The sequence below is a fragment of the Streptomyces sp. NPDC059989 genome, from assembly GCF_042736975.1.
In the GTDB taxonomy this organism is placed as follows: Bacteria; Actinomycetota; Actinomycetes; order Streptomycetales; family Streptomycetaceae; genus Streptomyces.
In genome coordinates this window covers 82951-103678 of record NZ_JBHWUO010000016.1, presented here as the reverse complement: position 1 = coordinate 103678, position 20728 = coordinate 82951, and the positions used below count along the sequence as shown (strand labels likewise).

At 70.8% G+C, this 20728-nt stretch carries 18 protein-coding genes; 9 read left to right on the top strand and 9 right to left on the bottom strand.

The genetic code is table 11. The annotated features are described in order from the left end of the window. The first annotated feature begins 52 nt into the window (after positions 1 to 52). Positions 53 to 469: a hypothetical protein gene (locus tag ACFWBN_RS16810; RefSeq protein ID WP_385177146.1), complete on the top strand. Its 417-nt coding sequence runs from the start codon at positions 53 to 55 to the stop codon at positions 467 to 469. Positions 470 to 511: 42 nt separating this feature from the next. Here ACFWBN_RS16810 and ACFWBN_RS16805 read toward each other — a convergent pair whose 3' ends face one another. After that, positions 512 to 1618 (bottom strand): substrate-binding domain-containing protein, encoded by a 1107-nt coding sequence (locus ACFWBN_RS16805; RefSeq protein WP_385177144.1) that lies wholly within the window; start codon positions 1616 to 1618, stop codon positions 512 to 514. A gap of 289 nt (positions 1619 to 1907) precedes the next feature. On the opposite strand from ACFWBN_RS16805, the gene ACFWBN_RS16800 reads away from it, so the two are divergent. The 6 genes from ACFWBN_RS16800 (at position 1908) to ACFWBN_RS16775 (ending at position 10600) form a co-directional block, all read left to right on the top strand. Then, positions 1908 to 3188, top strand: a complete 1281-nt coding sequence (locus tag ACFWBN_RS16800; RefSeq protein ID WP_385177142.1) for a ClC family H(+)/Cl(-) exchange transporter — start codon at positions 1908 to 1910, stop codon at positions 3186 to 3188. Between the two features lie 149 nt (positions 3189 to 3337). Continuing rightward, positions 3338 to 4822 carry an aldehyde dehydrogenase family protein gene (locus ACFWBN_RS16795; protein ID WP_385177140.1) on the top strand — a complete coding sequence of 495 codons (1485 nt, stop codon included), beginning with the start codon at positions 3338 to 3340 and terminating at the stop codon, positions 4820 to 4822. Positions 4823 to 4836: 14 nt separating this feature from the next. Next, positions 4837 to 6393 carry a GMC family oxidoreductase gene (locus tag ACFWBN_RS16790; RefSeq protein WP_385177137.1) on the top strand — a complete coding sequence of 519 codons (1557 nt, stop codon included), beginning with the start codon at positions 4837 to 4839 and terminating at the stop codon, positions 6391 to 6393. Beyond that, on the top strand, positions 6390 to 7484 hold the full coding sequence (locus tag ACFWBN_RS16785) for a glycine betaine/L-proline ABC transporter ATP-binding protein (protein ID WP_385177135.1): 1095 nt from the start codon (positions 6390 to 6392) through the stop codon (positions 7482 to 7484). The genes ACFWBN_RS16790 and ACFWBN_RS16785 overlap by 4 nt, the downstream gene beginning before the upstream one ends. 52 nt (positions 7485 to 7536) lie before the next feature. Further along, positions 7537 to 9603, top strand: coding sequence for an ABC transporter permease subunit (locus tag ACFWBN_RS16780; protein WP_385177133.1), 2067 nt, complete (start codon positions 7537 to 7539; stop codon positions 9601 to 9603). 1 nt (position 9604) lies between these two features. Next, the gene (locus tag ACFWBN_RS16775) at positions 9605 to 10600 is read left to right on the top strand and encodes an ABC transporter substrate-binding protein (protein WP_385177131.1); all 996 of its coding nucleotides are present in this window, start codon (positions 9605 to 9607) and stop codon (positions 10598 to 10600) included. A gap of 98 nt (positions 10601 to 10698) precedes the next feature. On the opposite strand, the gene ACFWBN_RS16770 is transcribed toward ACFWBN_RS16775, so the two are convergent. After that, positions 10699 to 11913, bottom strand: a complete 1215-nt coding sequence (locus ACFWBN_RS16770) for a S8 family serine peptidase (protein WP_385177128.1) — start codon at positions 11911 to 11913, stop codon at positions 10699 to 10701. Between the two features lie 331 nt (positions 11914 to 12244). Between ACFWBN_RS16770 and ACFWBN_RS16765 the strand changes: the two genes are divergently transcribed. Beyond that, positions 12245 to 12568, top strand: a complete 324-nt coding sequence (locus ACFWBN_RS16765) for a putative quinol monooxygenase (RefSeq protein WP_385177126.1) — start codon at positions 12245 to 12247, stop codon at positions 12566 to 12568. Between the two features lie 68 nt (positions 12569 to 12636). Here the strand turns inward: ACFWBN_RS16765 and ACFWBN_RS16760 are convergent, their stop codons facing one another. The 4 genes from ACFWBN_RS16760 to ACFWBN_RS16745 all read right to left on the bottom strand — a co-directional run bounded on the left by ACFWBN_RS16760 (position 12637) and on the right by ACFWBN_RS16745 (position 15787). After that, a complete protein-coding gene (locus ACFWBN_RS16760; RefSeq protein ID WP_385177124.1) occupies positions 12637 to 13947 on the bottom strand; it encodes a tachylectin-related carbohydrate-binding protein in 1311 nt (436 codons plus the stop codon). Between the two features lie 111 nt (positions 13948 to 14058). Next, positions 14059 to 15264, bottom strand: a complete 1206-nt coding sequence (locus tag ACFWBN_RS16755) for a peptidase S1 and S6 (protein WP_385177122.1) — start codon at positions 15262 to 15264, stop codon at positions 14059 to 14061. Between the two features lie 56 nt (positions 15265 to 15320). Next, entirely contained in the window at positions 15321 to 15539 is a 219-nt protein-coding gene (locus ACFWBN_RS16750) for a hypothetical protein (protein WP_385177120.1), read from the bottom strand. A gap of 62 nt (positions 15540 to 15601) precedes the next feature. Then, entirely contained in the window at positions 15602 to 15787 is a 186-nt protein-coding gene (locus ACFWBN_RS16745) for a hypothetical protein (RefSeq protein ID WP_385177117.1), read from the bottom strand. A gap of 267 nt (positions 15788 to 16054) precedes the next feature. On the opposite strand from ACFWBN_RS16745, the gene ACFWBN_RS16740 reads away from it, so the two are divergent. Further along, positions 16055 to 17041 (top strand): LuxR C-terminal-related transcriptional regulator, encoded by a 987-nt coding sequence (locus ACFWBN_RS16740; RefSeq protein WP_385177115.1) that lies wholly within the window; start codon positions 16055 to 16057, stop codon positions 17039 to 17041. 85 nt (positions 17042 to 17126) lie between these two features. Here the strand turns inward: ACFWBN_RS16740 and ACFWBN_RS16735 are convergent, their stop codons facing one another. The 3 genes from ACFWBN_RS16735 to ACFWBN_RS16725 all read right to left on the bottom strand — a co-directional run bounded on the left by ACFWBN_RS16735 (position 17127) and on the right by ACFWBN_RS16725 (position 20708). Continuing rightward, positions 17127 to 18917 (bottom strand): DNRLRE domain-containing protein, encoded by a 1791-nt coding sequence (locus ACFWBN_RS16735; protein ID WP_385177113.1) that lies wholly within the window; start codon positions 18915 to 18917, stop codon positions 17127 to 17129. Positions 18918 to 19043: 126 nt separating this feature from the next. After that, the gene (locus ACFWBN_RS16730) at positions 19044 to 19505 is read right to left on the bottom strand and encodes a flavodoxin family protein (protein ID WP_385177110.1); all 462 of its coding nucleotides are present in this window, start codon (positions 19503 to 19505) and stop codon (positions 19044 to 19046) included. 123 nt (positions 19506 to 19628) lie between these two features. Then, complete coding sequence (locus ACFWBN_RS16725; RefSeq protein WP_385177107.1) at positions 19629 to 20708, bottom strand: RICIN domain-containing protein; 1080 nt, start codon at positions 20706 to 20708, stop codon at positions 19629 to 19631. Positions 20709 to 20728 lie beyond the last annotated feature (20 nt).

Below are 20728 nucleotides of genomic sequence, written 5' to 3'. Positions count from 1 at the left end.
GAACGTTTCAGCAGCTGGCCGTCCCACACGCGCATTCCGTGGCAGGGTGCGGATGACCACCCTGCTGTGTGCGGCGGCGGCCCTGACGGCCGCCGCGATCCCGGCCTCCGCGCACCCGACGGATCCACAGGATCCGGTCGTGGTCGTCGACTGCTTCTCCCAGGCCCAGATGCGCCCGGAGGAATACCTCCTGGCCTGCGGCGACGGGAACAACCGCCTCGTCGAACTCCGCTGGGACACCTGGGGGCCGAGGACCGCCACGGCCACCGGCACCGACATGGTGAACGACTGCCGCCCCTACTGCGCGGCCGGCCGGTTCCGCGCGTACCCGGTCACGGTGACCCTGAGCCATCCGGAGGCCTGGCCCGAGCACCCCGACGTCCAGCGCTTCACGACCATCCGGCTCCTGTACACCGACACCGCACCGGCCCCGGTCGCCAAGGACGTGACCTACAAGCTCGTGTACTGACGGAACAGCCGGCGCGGCCGGCCCTCAGGGTGCTCGCGCCCGCTACCTCAAGCCGAGCTCCTCGCAGGCGGCCTTGAGCCTGTCGGTGCAGATCTCGGCGACCGTGTAGATGCCGTCATAGACCACGGTGGTCCTGACGTTGGCCTTGGTCAGCGAGATGCCCGGGACGAGCACCGACGGCACGTCCTTGGTGGTCGGGCTGTCGACGAGCTGGTTGATGATTCCGTCGATCTTCTCTCCCCTGGCGAGGGCGACGGCCATCTCCGCGGCGGCCTCGGCCTCGGGGGCGTACGGCTTGTAGACGCTCATGAACTGCTCGCCCGCCACGATCCGCTGCACACCGGCGAGTTCGGCGTCCTGGCCGGTGACCGGCGGCAGCGGGGAGACGCCGGCCGCCTTGAGGGCGGTGATGATGCCGCCGGCCATGCCGTCGTTGGCGGAGTAGACGCCGATGGTCTTGCCCTTGCCGAGCGCGGAGAGCGCGGCCGCCATGTTGGTGTTGGCGTTCTCCGGCTTCCACTCGATCGTGTCGTACTCCTTGCCGATGTTCACCTTGCCGTCGAGAACGGAGTGCGCACCGGACTTGAAGAGCTTGGCGTTCGGGTCGGTGACCGAACCGTTCATCATGACGACCTGGCCGTCCTTGGCCTTGTCGCCCAGCGCCTCCAGCAGCGCCTTGGCCTGGAGCTTGCCGACCTCTTCGTTGTCGAAGGAGGTGTAGGCGTCGATCGGGCCCTCCGCGAGACGGTCGTAGGCGACGACCGGGATGCCGGCCTCCTTGGCCTTCTTGACCGAGCCGGCGATGGCCTTGGAGTCCACGGCGTCCACGATCAGGACGTTCACCTTGTTGGTGATCATCGTGTCGACCTGCGAGTTCTGCGTGGCCGCGTCCTGCTTGGCGTTGGCGTAGATCACCTGGCCCTTGCCGCGCGTGAGTCCGGCGACCTCCTTCTCGATGAGCGGCTTGTCGAACTTCTCGTAACGCGCGGTCTGGTTCTCCGGCAGCAGGAGACCGACCTTGATCGCGTCCCCCTTGACAGAGCCCCCGGGTCTCTCGTCCGCCTCCTGAGTGCTGCCGCATGCGGCGAGCGAGACCGTGATCGCGGAAACAGCGACGGCAACGGCGGCACGGCCCAGATATGCGTTCACGATGTAAACCTCCCTGACGAGGCCGTGTGCGTCCGGCCGAGGTAGGGGCAGTCAACTCGGCGTCAACATCACCGTCAAGAAGTGAACAATTAACGAGATGGCAACGTTGCCATCACTGTCCGCAGCCATGCCTCTTCAACTTATGAAATAAACGGGGGCGTGCCCACCCAGCCGCCCATTGGCCCAGTCGGGGACGGTTTCGGCGCGGCCGCCGCAATGTCCGAAACGGCGTGTCGGCGGCGGGCCAGTCTCTTACGGAGCAAACCCACGGCTCGGCGGAGGTACGTGCATGCCCGGTGCTTCCCGTGACCGGCCGGTCGTGTACCTCGTCGCGGCCGTCGCGGGCTGCTTCGTCGGGCTGGTCGGGGGAAGCTTCCGCTGGTGCCTCGCACGGGCCGACGAGCTGTACGGCTCGCTGCTGAGCGCATCGGACCGGCTGGGCGGCCCCGGCCTGCTGCTCCCGGTGGTCGTCACGGCGGCGGGTGCCGCCGGCGCGTGTGCGATCGCCCGGCGGGTCCCCTCGGCCGCCGGGAGCGGCATCCAGGAGGTCGAGGCCGTGTGGCGCGCCGAAGCGACGCCGCGGCCGCTGTGGCTCGTGCCGGCCAAGTTCGCGGGCGGCGTGATCGCCATGGGCTCGGGCCTGCTGCTCGGGCGGGAGGGCCCGACGGTGCACATGGGTGCGGTGATCGGGGCGGAGGCCGGGCGCCGTACGCGGATGAGCGCACCGGACATCACGCTGCTGCACAGCTCCCTCGCCGGGGCCGGCCTCGCGGTGGCCTTCACCGCGCCCCTCGGGGGCGTGGTGTTCGTCCTCGAGGAAGTGGCCAAGGTGGTCAGGCCACGGCTGGTGCTCCTCACCCTGGTCGGCACGGCGACGGCCGTCGGATGCTCCTGGCTCATGCTCGGCGGCGGGCCCGTCTTCCCGGGCCCGGCCGTGGCCGCCCCGCCGATCGCGCTCCTGCCCGTCTTCCTCCTCTTCGGCGCCGTCACGGGCGCCCTGGGCGTGGGCTACAACCATCTCGTCGTCGGAATGCTGACCTTCTGCGATCACGTGAGACGGGTGGGGCCGGTCGCCCGGGCGGCGGTGATCGGGGCCGTCGTGGGCCTGCTGCTCGGCATCGATCCGCCGCTGGGCGGCGGCGGGGACCAGCTGAGCGGGCGCCTGCTGGGCGGCGACATCCCCGTGGTGACCGTTCTCGCGGGGTATCTCGTGGTGCGGTTCGTGGCGGGTCCGCTCAGTTACGCGGCCGGCACGCCGGGCGGGCTCTTCGCTCCCGTGCTGGCTCTGGGAGCCGTGTGGGGGGCTCTCGTGCACGGTCTCGCGGTGCCCCTCCTCCCGGACGGGGGCTCCGGCGCGGTGCCCTTCGCGATCATCGGCATGGCCGCGCTGCTCTCCGCGGTGGTCCGCGCGCCCGTCACCGGCATCGTGCTCACCGTCGAGATGACGGGGTCCACCTCGCTGGTCGTTCCGCTGCTCGCCGCCTGCTTCGCCGCGACGCTGACCGCCGACCGGATGGGGAGCGCGCCGATCTACGACAGCCTGCGCCTGCGCATGACGGGATCTTCCTGAGACCACGCCCTCGACGCGCATGGGGCCCACGTGACTCCAGTCACTTCAAGTGTCGGATGGGACATGACTTCCGGTGCAGGGGGCATGCGCGGAGATTGCCAGGTCACCGCGGGTCCGCCGCGCTGACGGAACCGGAGGTACGCAGCGTCGTGTCGGAGCAGAAGACCATCTACACAGCCGGAGCATGGCGCTCCGCGGCATCGGGAGCTTCCCGGGAGATCCTGGACCCGGTGGACGCCTCCGTGCTCGCCGTGGTCGCCGAGGGCGGCACCGAGGACACCGACGCTGCCGTGAGCGCCGCACGGGCCGCTTTCGACGGCGGACCGTGGCCGGGCACGCCGGTCGCCGAGCGTGCGGCGCTGCTGCGCCGCACGGCCGACCTCCTCCAGCGCGACCGCGAGCGCATCGGCCTGCTGGAGAGCCGGGACGCGGGCAAGACGCTCGAAGAGGGCCGCGTGGACGTGGACTGCGTCGTCGACGCCTTCCGCTATTTCGCCGATCTCGTCATCGGTGAGGGCGCGGGCCGGGTCGTGGACGCCGGATCCCCCGACATCCACAGTGTCGTCGTCCACGAGCCGGTCGGGGTGTGCGCCCTGATCACCCCGTGGAACTACCCGCTCCTCCAGGCCAGTTGGAAGATCGCCCCGGCCCTCGCGGCGGGCAACACCTTCGTGATCAAGCCCAGCGAGATCACCCCGCTGACCACCGTCGCCCTGGTCGAGTTGCTGGCGGAGGCGGGTCTGCCCGCCGGTGTCGCCAATCTGGTCACCGGAGCCGGTGACCCGGTCGGTGCCCGCCTCGCCGCCCATCCCGATGTCGACCTGGTGTCCTTCACCGGCGGACTCGCCAGCGGTACGAAGGTCATGCGCGCGGCCGCCGACACGGTCAAGAAGGTCGCCCTCGAACTGGGCGGCAAGAACCCGAACGTCGTCTTCGCCGACGCCTGCGCCACCGAGGACGGCTTCGACACCGCCGTCGACCAGGCCCTCAACGCCGCTTTCATCCACAGCGGCCAGGTGTGCTCGGCCGGTTCGCGCCTGATCATCGAGGAGTCGCTGCGCGAGCGGTTCGTCGCCGAACTCTCCCGCCGCGCCGAGAAGATCCGCATCGGCCGCGGCACCGACCCGGGTGTCGAATGCGGGCCCCTGGTCTCCGCCGCCCAGCGGGAGCGCACCGAGTCGTACGTCGCCTCCGCGCTCGCCGAGGGCGCCGTGCTGCGCGCCGGGGGCGAACGGCCCCAAGGCCCCGGGTTCTTCTACCGCCCCACCGTCCTGGACCGCTGCCACCGCCGCATGCGCGTCGTGCGCGAGGAGGTCTTCGGACCGGTCCTGACGGTCGAGACCTTCCGCACCGAGGACGAGGCCGTCTCGCTCGCCAACGACACCGAGTACGGGCTCGCCGGCGGCGTCTGGACCGCCGACCAGGGCCGCGCCCGCCGGGTGGCGGGGCGGCTGCGCCACGGCACCGTCTGGATCAACGACTTCCACCCGTACCTGCCGCAGGCCGAGTGGGGCGGCTTCGGGAAGTCCGGGATCGGACGCGAGCTCGGGCCGTCCGGCCTGGCCGAGTACCGCGAGACCAAGCACGTGTACCAGAACCTCGCTCCGCGCCCCGTGCGCTGGTTCGCGGGTTGAGGAGTAGGAGAGACATGACCAAGGACACGAAGCACAACGCGTACGAAGACGAGCACGAGTACGACTACGTCGTCGTCGGCGGCGGCACCGCCGGCTCGGTGATCGCTTCCCGCCTGACCGAGGACCCCAACGTCACCGTCGCGGTCATCGAGGGCGGACCGAGCGACGTCGACCGGCCCGACGTGCTCACCCTGCGCCGCTGGATGGGCCTGCTCGGCGGCGAACTCGACTACGACTACCCCACCACCCAGCAGCCGCGCGGCAACTCGTACATCCGGCACAGCCGGGCCCGCGTGCTGGGCGGCTGCTCCTCGCACAACACCCTCATCGCCTTCAGGCCGCTCCCGTCCGACTGGGACGAGTGGGCGGACGCCGGCGCCGAGGGGTGGCACGCGGCCGCCATGGACCCGTACTTCGACCGGCTCCTCAACAACATCGTGCCGGTCGGCGAGGCGGACCGTAACGCCATCGCACGCGACTTCGTGGACGCCGCCCAGACCGCGCTGGGAGTTCCGCACGTCGAGGGCTTCAACCGGAAGCCGTTCCACGAGGGCGCCGGCTTCTTCGACCTCGCCTACCACCCGGAGACCAACAAGCGCTCGTCGGCCTCGGTGGCGTACCTCCACCCGGTGATGGACGACCGGCCCAACCTGCGGATCCTGCTGGAGACCTGGGCGTACCGCCTGGAGCTGGACGGCACCCGGGTGCGCGGCGTCCACGTCCGCGCCGCGGACGGCACGAAGTCGCTGGTCACCGCCCGCCGCGAGGTGGTGGTGTGCGCGGGCGCCGTGGACACACCGCGCCTGCTGCTGCACTCCGGCATAGGCCCCCGCAAGGACCTGGAGGCCCTCGGCATACCGCCGGTCCACGATCTGCCCGGCGTCGGCGAGAACCTCCTCGACCATCCGGAGTCCGTGATCGTCTGGGAGACGAACGGCCCGATCCCCGAGAACTCGGCGATGGACAGCGACGCGGGACTCTTCGTCCGGCGCGATCCGGACTCCCCGGGGCCCGACCTGATGTTCCACTTCTACCAGATCCCCTTCACCGACAACCCCGAGCGCATCGGCTACGAACGCCCCGCGCACGGCGTCTCGTTGACCCCCAACATCCCCAAGCCGCGCAGCCGCGGCCGCCTTTACCTCACCAGCGCGGACCCCGAGGTCAAACCCGCCCTCGACTTCCGCTACTTCACGGACGAGGACGACTACGACGGCCGGACGCTGGTGGACGGCATCAAGCTGGCCCGCGAGATCGCCGCGGCCGAGCCGCTGGCCGGATGGCTGAAGCGCGAGGTGTGCCCGGGCCCGGAGATCACCGACGACGAGGCGCTGAGCGCGTACGCCCGCTCCGTCGCGCACACCGTCTACCACCCGGCAGGCACCTGCAAGATGGGCGCCGCCGACGACGAAAGGGCCGTTGTGGGACCGGACTTGAAGGTGCGGGGTCTCGACGGCATTCGCATCGCGGACGCCTCGGTCTTCCCGACCATGCCCGCGGTCAACCCGATGATCGGAGTACTCATGGTCGGCGAGAAGGCCGCCGAGCTGCTGGGCGGTGAGGTCCTGTGACCGCGGCCCATACCGGGACCGCGGCGCCCGAGGCAGGCGCCGCGCCCGTGTTCTCCGTACAGGGCCTGTGGAAGGTCTTCGGCTCCCCGCGCAAGGCCGCCCTGGTGCCCGGCTCCGAGCTCGCCGAGCTGCCCGCCGCCGAACTGCGCGAGCGCACGGGCTGCACCGCCGCCGTCCGCGACGTCAGCTTCGACGTCCGCAAGGGCGAGGTCTTCGTCGTCATGGGCCTGTCCGGTTCGGGCAAGTCCACCCTGGTGCGCTGCCTGACCCGGCTGATCGAGCCCACGGCCGGGTCCCTCGCCATCGACGGCGAGGACGTCCTCGCCATGGACCAGGCCCGGCTGCGCGAACTGCGCCGCCACCGGGCCTCCATGGTCTTCCAGCATTTCGGCCTGCTGCCGCACCGCACCGTCCTGGACAACGTTGCCTACGGCCTGGAGATCCAGGGCATGAGCCGCAGCGACCGGCGCGCCAAGGCGACCGAGGTGATCGGCAAGGTCGGCCTCGAAGGTCTTGAGGACCGCAGGCCCGGTCAGCTGTCCGGCGGCCAGCAGCAGCGGGTCGGCCTCGCGCGCGCCCTGGCCGCCGACCCCGAAGTGCTGTTGTTCGACGAGCCGTTCAGCGCGCTCGACCCGCTGATCCGCCGGGAGATGCAGGGCGAGGTGGCCCGGCTCCACCACGAGGAGGGCCGCACGATGGTCTTCATCACCCACGACCTGTCCGAGGCGCTGCGCCTGGGCGACCGGATCGCGCTGATGCGCGACGGCCGGATCGTGCAACTCGGCACCCCGGAGGAGATCGTGGGCTCGCCCGCCGACGACTACGTACGGGACTTCGTCCGCGACGTGCCGCGCGAGCAGGTGCTCACCGTACGCAGCGCGATGCGCCCCGCCACGGACGGCGAGGCCGGTCAGGGCCCTGTGCTGACCCTCGCGACCACGGTGGTGGAAGCCATCGAGGCCGTCGCCCGCAGCGGCGGCCCGGCTCGGGTCGTCGACGACGGCCGGTGCCTCGGCGTCGTCGACGACGCGGGGCTGCTCGCGGTGGTGGCCGGTCTGCCGGCCGCGGCCGGGCGGGGGGTGGCGGCATGACGCGCCGTGCCCGCTGCGCCGCCCCCGTCCCCTGCACGGGGAGGTGGTGCGGATGAGTACGACCAGCACCCCCGTACGCGATCCCGGACACCGGGGCCGATCCGAACCGCCGGAGCGGCCCCCCGCGGGCGGACGGCTCGACCGCCCGCGCTCCGCGGTCGCCGTCAGAACGCCGGGCCGACGCCTGAAGGCGCTGCTGCTCGACCACCGCGCCGGCCGCCGGGTCCTGCCCCTCGCCGTCGCCGCGCTGGTGCTGCTCCCGCTCGCGATGGCCTTCCCGGGTGCCGGGAGCTGGCCCGCCGCCCTCACCGTCGACCTGTCCGGGCCGCTCGGCCGGGCCGGTGACTGGATCATCGACAACCGCGACGGCCACCCGCTGTTCCTCTACTTCTTCGGGCACGTCAGCAACGCCGTGGTGGTCTCCGTCCGCGCGGTGTACGTCGTCCTGCTCGCCGCGGGCTGGACCGGCGTCACCGCCCTGGCCGGCCTCATCGCCCTGCGCCTGGCGGGCCTGCGGCTCGCCGTCACGTGCGTGGCCGCCTTCGCCGCGTGCGGGCTGCTGGGCATGTGGGTGCCGACGATGCAGACCCTCGCCCTGATGGTCGTGGCCGTCGCCGCCTCCGTCGTGGTCGGCGGCCTCCTCGGCCTCGCCGCCGGGCTGTCGCCGCGCGCCGGCCGCGCGCTGCGCCCCGTACTCGACACCATGCAGGTGCTGCCCGCCTTCGCGTATCTGCTGCCGATGGTGCTGGTCTTCGGGATCGGCGTACCCGCCGCCGTCCTCGCCACCGTGGTGTACGCGGCGCCGCCGATGGCCCGGCTCACGGCGCTCGGTCTGCGCGGGGCCGACGCCGGGGTGCTCGAGGCCTCGGCCTCGCTCGGGGCGACCGGGCGGCAGCGCCTGCTGACCGCGCGGCTCCCGCTGGCGCGCCGGCAGATCCTGCTCGGCGTCAACCAGGCCATCATGATGGCGCTGTCGATGGCCGTCATCGCCTCCGTGATCGGTGCGGGCGGCCTCGGCGACCGGGTCTACCAGGCCCTCGCCTCCGTCGACGTCGGTGCGGCGCTCGCCGCCGGCATCCCCATCGTGCTGCTCGCGGTGGTCCTCGACCGCACCGCCGACGCGGCGGGCGCCCGGCTGGGCATCGGCCCGGCGCCCTCGTCCCGGCAGCACCTGCTGCGGCGGGTGTTCGCGGGCTGGTACGGGCGGCTGCTCACCGTCCTCACGGCCGTCGCCGCAGCCGTCGCGGGCCGGATGGCGGGCACCTCCCTGTGGCCGGAGTCCTGGTCCGTGCCGATCGCGGAGCCGGTCAACCGGGCGGTCGGCTGGATGACCGACCACCTCTATTCCGGAGTCCCCGTGGTCGGCGGCACCGCCGACTGGGCGGCCCGCTTCACCGGCTGGATCCTGGACCCGCTGCGCTCCGGGCTGCAGGCCACCCCCTGGTGGCTGCTCCTGCTCGCGGTCGGCGCGCTCGGCCTCCTCGTCGGTACCTGGCGCACCGCACTGACCGCCGTCCTCGCCCTGGCGGCGATCGGTGTGCTCGGGGTGTGGGAGCCCTCCCTCGACACCCTCTCGCAGGTGCTGGCCGCGGTCGCCGTCACCCTCGTCCTCGGTTTCGCGATCGGCGTCGCGGCGGCCCGCAGCGCCCGCGCGCAGCGTCTGCTGCGTCCGGTGCTCGACGTGTGCCAGACCATGCCGCAGTTCGTCTACCTCATCCCGGTGGTCGCCCTGTTCGGCGTCGGCCGGGCTCCTGCCGCGGCCGCCGCCGTCGTGTACGCGCTGCCCGCCGTCGTACGCATCACCGCCGAGGGCCTGCGCGGGGTGAACCCGGCGGCCCTGGAATCGGCCCGTTCGCTCGGCGCCACCGGGTCGCAGCAGCTGCGCCAGGTCCAACTGCCGCTGGCCCGCCCCGCGTTGCTGCTGGCCCTGAACCAGGCGGTGGTGCTGGTGCTCGCCGTCGTCATCATCGGCGGCCTGGTCGGAGGTGGCGCGCTCGGTTACGACGTCGTGCTCGGCCTCGCCCAGGGCGACCTGGCCACCGGCCTGGTGGCCGGTGCCGCGATCGTCTGCCTCGGTCTGATGCTGGACCGGGTCACCCAGCCTGCGAAGGAGGCCTGACATGCCTGAGATCCCCGACATGAACGGGCACCGTCGGCGGCGCGGGCGTCGCCGTCTCGGCGCGTTCGCCGCCGTGACCGCTCTCGCCGTGCTCACCGGCTGCGGCGCGGCCGACATGACCCGACAGGCCTCCCCGTACGCCGCCGCGGAGGGCGCGAAGACCGTCACCCTCTCCATCCAGTCCTGGGTCGGCGCCCAGGCGAACACCGCCGTCGCCGGCTACCTGCTCGAACACGAGCTGGGCTACCGGGTCGACACCGTCCAGGTGGACGAGGTCCCCGCGTGGGACGCGCTCAGCCAGGGCCGGGTCGACGCGATCCTGGAGGACTGGGGCCATCCGGAGCAGGAGAAGCGGTACGTCCAGGACAAGAAGACCATCACCGCGGGCGGCGACCTGGGCGTGACCGGCCACATCGGCTGGTACGTCCCGACGTACTTCGCCGAGGCCCATCCGGACGTCACCGACTGGAAGAACCTCGACAAGTACGCCGACCAGCTGGGCACCGCCGAGAGCCGCGGCAAGGGCCAGCTCATGGACGGCTCCCCCTCGTACGTCACGAACGACAAGGCGCTGGTGAAGAACCTGGGCCTGGACTTCGAGGTCGTCTTCGCCGGCTCCGAGGCGGCGCAGATCACCCAGATCAGGCAGTTCGCGAAGGAGCGCAAGCCGTTCCTCACGTACTGGTACAAGCCGCAGTGGCTCTTCGAGCGGGTCCCGATGACGGAGGTGAAGCTGCCCGAGTACCAGGAGGGCTGCGACGCCGATCCGGAGCGGGTGGCCTGCGCCTATCCGCATACGCCGCTGCAGAAGTACCTGAACACGCGGTTCGCGGAGGGGGGCGGGAAGGCGGCCGAGTTCCTGAAGAGGTTCCGCTGGGGCGTCGAGGAGCAGAACGAGGTGGCCTTGATGATCGCCGAGGAGAAGCTGTCTCCGGAGCAGGCGGCCAAGAAGTGGGTGGAGCGCAACGAGCAGGTGTGGAAGCCGTGGGTGCGCTGATCCCCCGCGCTTGTCGCCGCTGACCCGAAAGCCGGACGCCGAGGCCGTCGCACCCCCCTCAGGTGCGACGGCTTCGGCGTGTTCGCCGGTGGCTCCGCCTACTGGGCGGACACCTTCAGCAGCTTGTTCGGGGTTCCGCTGCTCGGGTTGGTGATCTTCCCCGGGGTCGCCCCCGTGGTCAGGGCCTGCGCGACCTGCGCGGGCGAGGCGTCCTTGTGCCCCGCCAGGTAGAGGGCGGCCGCTCCGACGACGTGCGGGGTCGCCATCGAGGTGCCGGAGATGGTCTTCGTACCGCTGTCGCTGTCGTTCCAGTCGGAGGTGATGTCCGAGCCCGGCGCGTAGAGGTCCACGACCGAGCCGAAGTTGGAGAACGAGGACTGGGAGTCGTTGGCCGTGCTCGACGCCACCGTGATGGCCTCGGGGACCCGCGAGGGAGAGCCCTGCCCGGCGTCGGAGGACTCGTTGCCCGCCGCGACACCGAAGGTGACACCGGCGGCTATCGACCGGCGCACGGCCTCGTCGAGCGCCTCGTCGGCGCCGCCGCCGAGGCTCATGTTGGCCACCGAGGGGCCGCTGTGATGCTGCGTCACCCAGTCGATGCCCGCCACGACCTGCTCGGTGGTGCCCGACCCGTTGTCGTCGAGCACCCGGACGGCGACGACCTTGGCCTTCTTCGCCACGCCGTGGGAGGTGCCCGCGATGGTCCCGGCGACGTGCGTGCCGTGCCCGTTGCCGTCGTCGGCGGTCTGGTCGTTGTCGACGGCGTCGAAGCCGTGCTCGGCGCGGCCGCCGAAGTCCTTGTGGCTGATCCGTACGCCGGTGTCGATGACGTAGGCCGTCACGCCCTCGCCGCCCGCGTCGGGGTAGGTGTACTTCTTGTCCCCCGCGGTCGCCGTCTGGTCGATGCGGTCGAGGCCCCACGACGGGGGGTTGTCCTGGGTGCTGCTGATGGAGAACTTCTTGTTCTGGACGACCTTGCCCACGGCCGGGTCGGCGGCGAGCCGCTTGGCGTCGGTCTCCGAAAGCCCGGACGCGGAGAAGCCGTTGACCGCGGAGGAGTAGGTGCGCTTCAGCTCGCCGCCGTACTTCTTGGCGAGCGCCTGCCGGTCCGCGTCCTTGTCGAGGATGACGATGTAGCTGCCGCTGACGGCACCGGGTGCGCCGAGCCCGTACACCGTGCCCTCGGCAGGGGTGTTGGCGCCGGCGAGGGGGGACAGCAGCATGCAGACACCGGTTGCAGTGGCGACTCCGGTGGCCACTGCAAGAATCCGGAAGCCGCGTGAACGAGTGCGGGCGTGCTTGTGCGTTGACATGGAGAGAGTGCTCCTCGTGTTGACGTGTGGGGCGTCAAGGCGTGTTGCGTGACCCCGCCTGAGCCGGAAGATCTCCGGGGGTACGACTCGAAACCCTGACCGATTACGGGAGTTGATTCAAGGGCGCCCCGCGCGTCAGCGTTATTCAACAAGCTTTCTTAAAGAGACCTCCTCGCCGGCACCTCGAAATGACCACACTCTTCGAACCACCCACACATACGCGTCACTTGCCGATGCATTCGCGAACACACGCCTGTAACACAACGTGCCGGCTGTTACGGAACTCCACTCCGGTGAGGTCACCGGAGTGCCCCGCGCCTACAATGCTCGAATGATCTTCATTGTGGTGAAATTCCCCGTCAAAGCCGAATACGTCGACCAGTGGCCCGAGAAGGTCGCGGAGTTCACCCGCGCCACCCGCGCCGAGCCCGGAAACCTGTGGTTCGAGTGGTCCCGCAGCCTGGAGGAGCCGGACACCTACGTCCTGACCGAGGCGTTCCAGGACGACGCGGCGGAGGCTCATGTGACCTCCGAGCACTTCCGCGCCGCCCTGGAGGCCATGCGCCCGCTGATCACCCGTACGCCCGACATCGTCAGCACCACGATCGCGGGTGCCACCGGCTGGAGCCGGATGGGCGAGCTGCAGGTCGACTGACGGCGAGGCCCACAGCGGAAGGCCGGACCACCCGTCGGGTGGTCCGGCCTTCACCGGGGATCCGCGTCCTATCCGTTGACGACCTTGTCGTAGCGCAGGGCGACGTAGCCCGAGGCGGCGTGGCCGGCGATCCGTCCGTCGCTGCCGCCGTTGAGGTAGTCCTGACCGCGCATCATGTCGTCGTTGGTGTTGGCCTCGTGGATGTACGAGAACTTGCCGGCGGCCTTGTCGACCCACTTCTCGAAGAGCACCACGTGCCCGTCCAGGGTGTTCAGCGCGTCGCCGGGCTGGAGGTCGGACTTGGAGATGGTGGCGGCGATGCCCGGCAGGCTCTGGGTCGTGTAGCTGGTACTGGCGTGCCAGACCATGGAGACGAAGCCGGAGCAGTCGGTGCGGTAGGTGTGGTCGCCGTCCGGGTCGGTGGCGTAGGCGCCCTGGTTGTAGGGGATGTCACGGCTCAGCCAGTTCGCGGCGCGGCTCATGATCTCGCTGCGGGCGATCTGCCCGCCCTTGGTGGAGGGGGTGGGGGTGGGGGGCGCCGGCGGCTGGTAGGTGCAGTCGTTGGCGAAGGCGGAGAGCAGGCTCTGGGTCCAGCCGCTCGCGTCGACCGGGTCGGCGGGGTGGTAGGCGATGTCGTCGCCCTTGCCGTCGGTGGGGTCGGCGTCGTGGTACCAGTACATGCCGCCGTTCGTACGGCCGTAGTAGAGGCCGCCGCCGGGCGAGACCAGGTTGTCGACCGCCGACCAGCCGGAGCTCTTGAGGACCGAACTCTCCCAGTCCCCGACGCCGTTGATCTGGTACGAGAGCAGTCGGCCGTCGGCGGTGCTGGCGATGAGGACGTCGTCACCGGCGGCGGCGAGCGTCTTGAGGACGAAGCCCGTGTCGATCACCGCGTGCTTGGCGATGTGGGCGGGCCCGCTGGGCTTGGCCTGGGAGACGTTGTAGCGGTGGAGTTCGCCGGCGACGGTGCCGTAGAGGTGACCGGCGCCGTCGTAGGTCAGCTTGTCGAAGGTCCAGCCGCTGTCCCAGATCTTGGTGACTCCGGCCAGGGCGAGGGCGCTGTCGTTGGTCTGGATGTCGACGCGGTACAGCTCGCCGGCCGTCGACGTCACGAGGACGGTGTTGAAGTTGAGGGTGGCCATCGCCTTGGGCGTGAAGCCGAGGTCCGCGCCGATCAGGGTCTTGACGCGGTCGCCGGTGTTGGGGGCTATCGCCGTGTAGGTGAGGCGTCCGTCGGGGAGGATGCCGTACACCGACACGTTGCCCCCGCAGATCGCGGCGGCCTGGGCCGGCGCCGAGGTGAGGGTGACCATGCCGAGGGTGGTGGCAGAGACGGCCAGAGTGGCGGCGAAGCGGCGCTTGAGGGACGACGAGAACATGGGTGTCTCCGGATTCTGGGCAGCCCTGACGTACGCGCGTCGGGCCGGGGAGGTGAGGGGAGAGAGGACGGGAGAGCGAGAAGGGGAGAGCGGGCGTGGCTCGGGGGCCGCTCAGTACCAGTTGTTGCTCAGGAAGTGGTTCCAGGCGCCGCAGGGCGTGCCGTACCGGCCGTCGATGTAGGACAGGCCCCACTTGATCTGGGTGAGGGGGTTGGTGCGCCAGTCATCGCCGAAGGCGTCCATCTTGGAACCGGGCAGGGCCTGGGGGATGCCGTACGCCGTGGAGCCCGGGTTGTCGGCCCAGTAGCGCCAGCCGCTTTCCTTGTCCCACAGCTGCTCCAGGCAGTTCCACTGGGTGGTGCTGTTCCAGGCGCCGCCGTCGTGCTTGTTCATCAGATCGCGGCCGGCCGCCTTCACCGCGGGTATGTCCGTACCGTCGAGCGGGTCCGCGGTGGTGGTGCAGCTGAACGTCGCCGGCTGGGCGGAGAGCAGCTCCTGCGTCCAGCCGCCGGTGTTGACGGGTGTGTCGTTGTGGTAGGCGATGTCGGCGCCCGTGCCGTCGGCCGGGTTGGCGTCCTTGTACCAGTACATGGCCCCCGTGGTTTCGATGCGGCCGTAGTAGAGGCCCCCACCGGGCGATACGACCTGGTCGAAGCCGGACCAGCCGGAGGACTTGAGGTCGTCGCGGTCCCAGGTGCCGTCGCTGCCGATCTTGTAGGAGTAGAGCGCTCCGGCCGACGTGGTGGCGAGCAGCCGGTCGTCGCCGGCGGCCGTGAGGGTCTTGAGGACGAAGCCGGTGCCGATCTCCCTGCGTTGGCCGATGTGCGCGGAGCCGGTGGGCTTGGGCTGTGAGACCAGGTACTGGAGGAGGACGCCGCCCGCCGTGCCGTACAGGTGCCCGTGTCCGTCGTAGGTGAGCTTGTCGTGGGTCCAGCCGCTGTCGAAGATCTTGACGGGCGGGCGTTCCAGGACGAGGGACTCGTTGTTGGTCAGGACGTCGAGGCGGTAGAGCGCGCCGGTCGTCGATGTCACCAGCACCGTATTGAAGTTGAGGGTGGCCATCGCCTTGGGCTCGAACCCCAGGTCCGCTCCTATTCGCACCTTCTTCAACTCGCCGGTGGCCGGGGTGATGGTGCTGAAGGTGAGACGGCCGTCGGGAAGGATGCCGTAGATCGAGGCGGTCCCGCCGCAGGTGGTCGCGGCCTGTGCCGCGGGGGCGGTGGCGACGGACGCGGCGGTCAGCAGTCCGGCACCGATGACGCTGGAGAGGGCGGCGACCGCGCTCTTGCGGGCAGCCTGACGGAGGGTGGTGGTCACTGCGTTCTCCCTGGGGAACGTGCGCGGGGGGGGATGGCGGTGTCGTCGCGCCGCTGTCAGTTGTGCGGCCCGGTGGTGCGGTAGCCGTGCGCCCGCAGGGGGCCGCGGGCACCGTCGAGGATGGCGTGGGCCTGGTCGAGGGCCGCGGCTTCCGTTGCGGCTCGCAGGAAGAGGTAGACGTCCACGCCGTCTTCGGCGGCTTTGGCCCGCAAGTGCTCGAGTCCGTACACCGCCGGGGCGTGGGCCCAGATCAGATCGGAGACGAGCGCGAGCACGCCATTTCGGTCAGGCCCATGGCAAGGCCCCGAGAGTGAGGCTCGGATGACGCGCACGCCGACTAGTCCCAGTTGACGCTGTCCGCGAGGGACCTGGGCGCCGTGTCCCAGTTGATGCTGCCGCCCTCGTCAGAGGCGCTGATGCGGTGGCTGTCGGCGGAAGTCGTCACCGAGGTGGTGGTGACCGCGCCGGCACAGAGGGCGGCGAAGACGGCGGCGACAGCGGCGAAGCGGGCGGTGCGGAACATGGTTTCCCCCAAGGTCGAGAGCTGGGACGCGATGCGATCGGTGCGGGTGTGCTGCGCGCTGTTCCGGATCGTCCTTGCGGCTCTGGCCTGAGTCGGGGGCTCTCGCCCCCGCCGTCCCGGTGATCACCATGTTGCTGCCCGGGCGGCCCGCGCAGAAGAGGTTCCGGCTGTCACCAAGAGGTCTGGCACCTTGGTGACAGACTTCGCCTACGATCGCGGAGGCGGCGCCCGCTGGGGGCGGCCCAAGTTCAGCTGGGGGACTGGGACATGCTGCAAACACTGGGTCTCGGGGCCGAAGTGGAAGCCGTGTACCGGGGGATGCTGGCCGATCCTTCGGGAGGGATCGCCGAGCTGAGCGCACGCCTCGGCCTCACCCAGGCGCAGGTGCGCGAGGGCCTGGACCGTCTCGTCGACCTCGACCTGCTCAGACCCTCCCGGGACAGTCCGGGCGCGCTGCGCGCGGTGAGACCCGAACTGGGCCTGGAGCTGCTGCTGCGCCGCCAGGAGTCGGAACTGGCGCGACAGCAGCAGGAATTGGCCCGCAGCAAGGCGGCCGCGGCGCAGGTGGTCTCCGAATTCGCGGAGCTCCGCCCGAACACCGAGGTCGACGGCGCGGAACGGCTCGTGGGGATGGACGCCATCCAGAGCCGACTCGAGGAGCTCGCCCACGGGCTGGTCCGGGAATGCCTGGCGATCCTGCCGGGCGGCGCGCTGTCCGAGGCCAGCCTGGAGGCCTCCCGGCCGCTGGACCAGCGTGCGCTGGACCGTGGCATCGAGATGCGCTCGGTGTACCAGGACAGCGCCCGCAACGATCCCACGACGCTGGCCTACGCCCGGTGGCTGACCGAGCAGGGCGGCCAGGTGCGCACCAGCCCGCTCCTTCCGCCGCGTCTGCTGATATTCGACCGCGCGGTGGCGGTCGTTCCGATCGACCCCGGAAATTCCCGTCTTGGCGCTCTGTGCACGAGCGCGCCCGGAATCGTCGCCTCGCTCGCCACCCTGTTCGAGCAGACGTGGGACTCCGCCGTACCCCTCGGAGCCGACCGGCCCCGCCCCAGCGACACGCGTCCCACCGCGACCGAACTCGAACTGCTGAAGCTGCTGGCCTCGGGGATGACCGACGAGGCGGCCGGCAAACGCCTCGGGGTGTCCCTGCGTACCGTCAGGCGCCAGATGTCCGCCCTCATGGAACGCCTGCACGCCACGAGCCGCTTCGAAGCCGGCCTCAAGGCGGCGCAGCAGGGCTGGCTCTGAACACCTGCGGTCCCGCGGGCTCGGACGCACGGAGCCCCCGGCGGCGCGTGGCCGTCGGGGGCTCCGTGCTCGGTGTGCGCCGGAATCAGCCGACGGGCACCGGGGTGGCGTCGATTCCGGTGGCGGTGCCCCGGAAGTGGACGACCTTCCCGTCGGTGCCGGCGGCGGCCAGGTCCGCCCGGCCGTCGCGGTTGAAGTCACCCGCCGAGACGAGGGTCGGGTAGGCCGACCGGGCGAGGCCCGAACCGATCTTCACCCGCTCCCCCGTGCCCCAGCTCTTGGGGTCGAGGTGCCCGTCCGTGCCCTTGGCGCCCTTCACGAGGAACAGGTCGCCCGAGGCGTCGTCGCGCACCCACAGGTCGGCGGCGCCGTCGCCGTCGGTGTCACCCGGGACGATGACCGAGACGGTGTCCCAGCCGCCGTCGCCGACGAGGACCGGGCTGCCGCCCATGTCCAGGTAGCCGGAGCGGCTGCCCGGGTACGCCCAGAGCTTCGTGCCCTGCTTGACCAGCAGGTCGGGGTCGCCGTCGCCGTTGAAGTCACCGGCGTCGGCGATGTCCTCGGCGTTGGACCAGTGGTCGTCGCCGGTCCATGCCTCGTCGTCCTTGACGCAGCCCGCGTCCGGGTTCTTGACGGGGCAGAAGACGTCCAGTGACATGCTGTCGTGCGGGAGGACGGCGCCGAGGCCGTTGTTCGGGACGACGCGGAGCTGCTTCGCGTTGAGGGCGTCGCTGTGCTCCAGCACCAGGAGGTCGTTGTAGCCGTCCTGGCCCCAGTCCCCGCCGGCGGCGATCCGGGTGCCCGGGGCGAAGGTCGCCCCGCCGTCGACGGGCGCCGCGAAGGTGCCGTCGGACCGGCCGGCCGAGAAGCGCAGCCGCCCGTCCGCGTCCAGGCTCCAGAGGTCGCGCAGTCCGTCGCCGTTCAGGTCGCCCGCGGTGTCGCGGACCCCGCCGTTGCCGAGGGCCCAGATGAGGTAGGTGGCCTGGTCGGAGCGGTTTCCGGCCTTGTCGACGCTGTAGGCGTAGATGGTGTGCGGGCCGGAGGTGGTGGGCGTGATCACGGCACTGGCGCCGGGCGCCAGGGTGATCTGCCGGGCATCGAAGTCCGACCAGTAGACGATCTTCTCGATGTTGGTGGCACCGCCGGTTCCGAACGTGAAGGTACCCGGAGTGCGGGCCTTGCCGGTGTTGGCGGGGGCGCCGTTCGAGGCGTCGGGGAACTCGACCGAGCCGATCACCGGCGGCGCGGGACGGGCCACGGTGGTGTCCAGCTTCGCGCTCGCGGGGGCGAAGCGCTTCCAGGCCGAGGAGTCGGACTCGTCGGAGGCGAATAGGCCCACGGTGACGGAGGTGAGGTTCTTCGCCGCCGCGTCCTTGACCAGCGCGGTCGCGTCGAATTCGAGCTCGCCCGCCGCGCAGCCGTCGAGGCCCTTGGCGGCGTTCACCGTGGCCAGTCTGACGCCCTTGGCGGGCTGGCTCTTCCAGGTGGTCCTGGCCGAGACCGCGCCGACGCTCCACAGCTCGACCGGCTTGGCCGAGCAGGAAGCCGCGCCCGTGTTGCCGATCCGGAAGGTCGCCTTGGAGACCGTGGCGCCCTTGAGCGCCGTGGTGTCCAGCCGGACGTACGAGCGGAACAGCCCCTGGGCGGCGCCCTCGTTGCCGACGCGCAGGTCGTCGGCGGCGTTCCAGTAGGAGCGGTTCGGGTACTTCTTGGACACGCGCGCCCAGGCCTGCGCGCCGACGGAGGTCTCCCCCGCTCCCGCGGCGCTCGCGGCCGGCGCGGCGGCGACGGCCGTTGCCGCTCCTGCCACCACGCCGGTCACGGCCAGTCCGCCGGCCAGGGCCAGCGAGACGGCGCCCGAAACTGTTCTCAGCATGCACACTCCAGATGTCGATCAGTACGTCCAGACCTTAACCGCGTGATCAGCATCCGGAAGAACGATTATCCAAGGGTGCCGACAGCTGTGACCAGCCAGGATGCCGCTCCGGAGAGGAACCTCGACCTACCCCCTCCCCTCCCTCAGCCGCTCGGCGAACGCCCGGGCGGCGGCCAGGTCCCCGTCGTTCGGCCGCTGTTTGTTGATGCCGCCGACGAGCTTGAAGGGCGCCCAGGTGTCGAGGGCCCTGCACAAGAAACTCCCCTCCACTTCAAAGCCCTTGGCTTCGAGGAGCTTGGCCAGGGGGCGGGTGAAGGGCGCCCGCGGCAGCTCGGGGAGCCCGCTGGTGGCGAACACGAACGCCCGGCCCCGCCCGGCGGGAAGGGCCTTGACGAAGTCGGTCAGGCGGGGGTGGAGCCTGCTGTAGAAGACGCCCGAGCCGAACCCGACGAGGTCGGCGCCGGCCAGTTCCCCCGGGTCCACCTCCTCGGGGGCGACGACCTTCGCGCCCAGCACCTGGGCCATGGCGTCGGCGACACGACGCGTATTGCCGTGCGACACGGAGGCGCACACGATGACGGTGTTCATCCTGACGGATCCCTTCTCTCGCTGCCGTAGTGAGGACAGCGCGGCGGCGCCGGATGTGACACCACGTCGATGTGACGGCCGTCACGCCCCCGTGGCACGCGGGTGATGTGTGGTGCGCGCTCCTCAGCGGGCGATGGTCCACTGCTGGCCCGGGGAGCCGTCGCAGGTCCACACACCGAGCTTCTTGTAGTCCTCGTGGTAGGTCAGGCAGTCCTGATCGCTGATCCTGATCTGGTAGGTGTCGCCCTTGATGTTGACGACCTCCCACTTCTGGGTGGAACTGCCCTTCCAGGTGCCGATGTTCGCGAAGTAGGTGCTCGTGTTCTCGGTGAGGACCGGCCCGAGGCCGTTGGCGATCTCGTAGCGTCCGGCGCCCGCCTCCTTGAACGTCCATGTCGAGTCGGCGGCACCCAGCTTCCCGGCGACCACGGTCGATCCGGAGGCGGCGTTCGTCGCGACGGCCCCGAGATTGTTGAGGGTCTTCAGCCGCACGGGCACTCCGACCGGCGGGCGGCCCGTTCCTGAAGTCGTTGTCGCTGCGCTGTCGGCACGGAAGCCGGGGCGGGGGCCCGGCTGGGCAGGGATCCCCGGCGTCATGGGCGTGTCGCCGGGGCCCGGCGTCTCGCCCTTGGGCACGCCGGGGACCGTGACCGGCTCCATCGTGGGGCGGAATGTGACCGTGGAGCCGGTGCGGTCCCACAGGCCGTAGAAGCCCCAGTTGATCCAGCCGCCGTCGCCGTGGTTGGTGAAACTGCCGCCGCCGGAGAATATCCAGACGCGGTAGGTCTGGTCCTCGCGCGAGGTCGCGTCGTGGTAGTCGACGTCGCCCTGGAACGCCACGTCCTTTAGGTTCTCCGTGTAGTGGTGGACGAACCACGGGTCCCCGAAGGCGTTCTTGCCCTTCACGTCGAAAATCATGATGTTGTAGTTGCCACCGGTGTGGTTCGTCAGCATCTCGAGCAGGCCCTTGACGAAGCCCTCGCGGGCCAACTTCTTCCTCTCGCCGCTCTGCTGGGCCGCCACGATGCACCACGACAACGCGCCGGTGCCGAACGACCCCGGCGACACGGCGGCGGCGGCATTGCAGTTCTCCACGGGCCCGTCGACCGAGCCGTCCGCCTGTGCGGGCTGTGCCAGACCTCCGACGGCCAGGGCACTCACGCACACAGCGGCCAGAACCGACAGTTTGCTTCTCGAACGCACAGCTTCTCCTCCAGTGATCG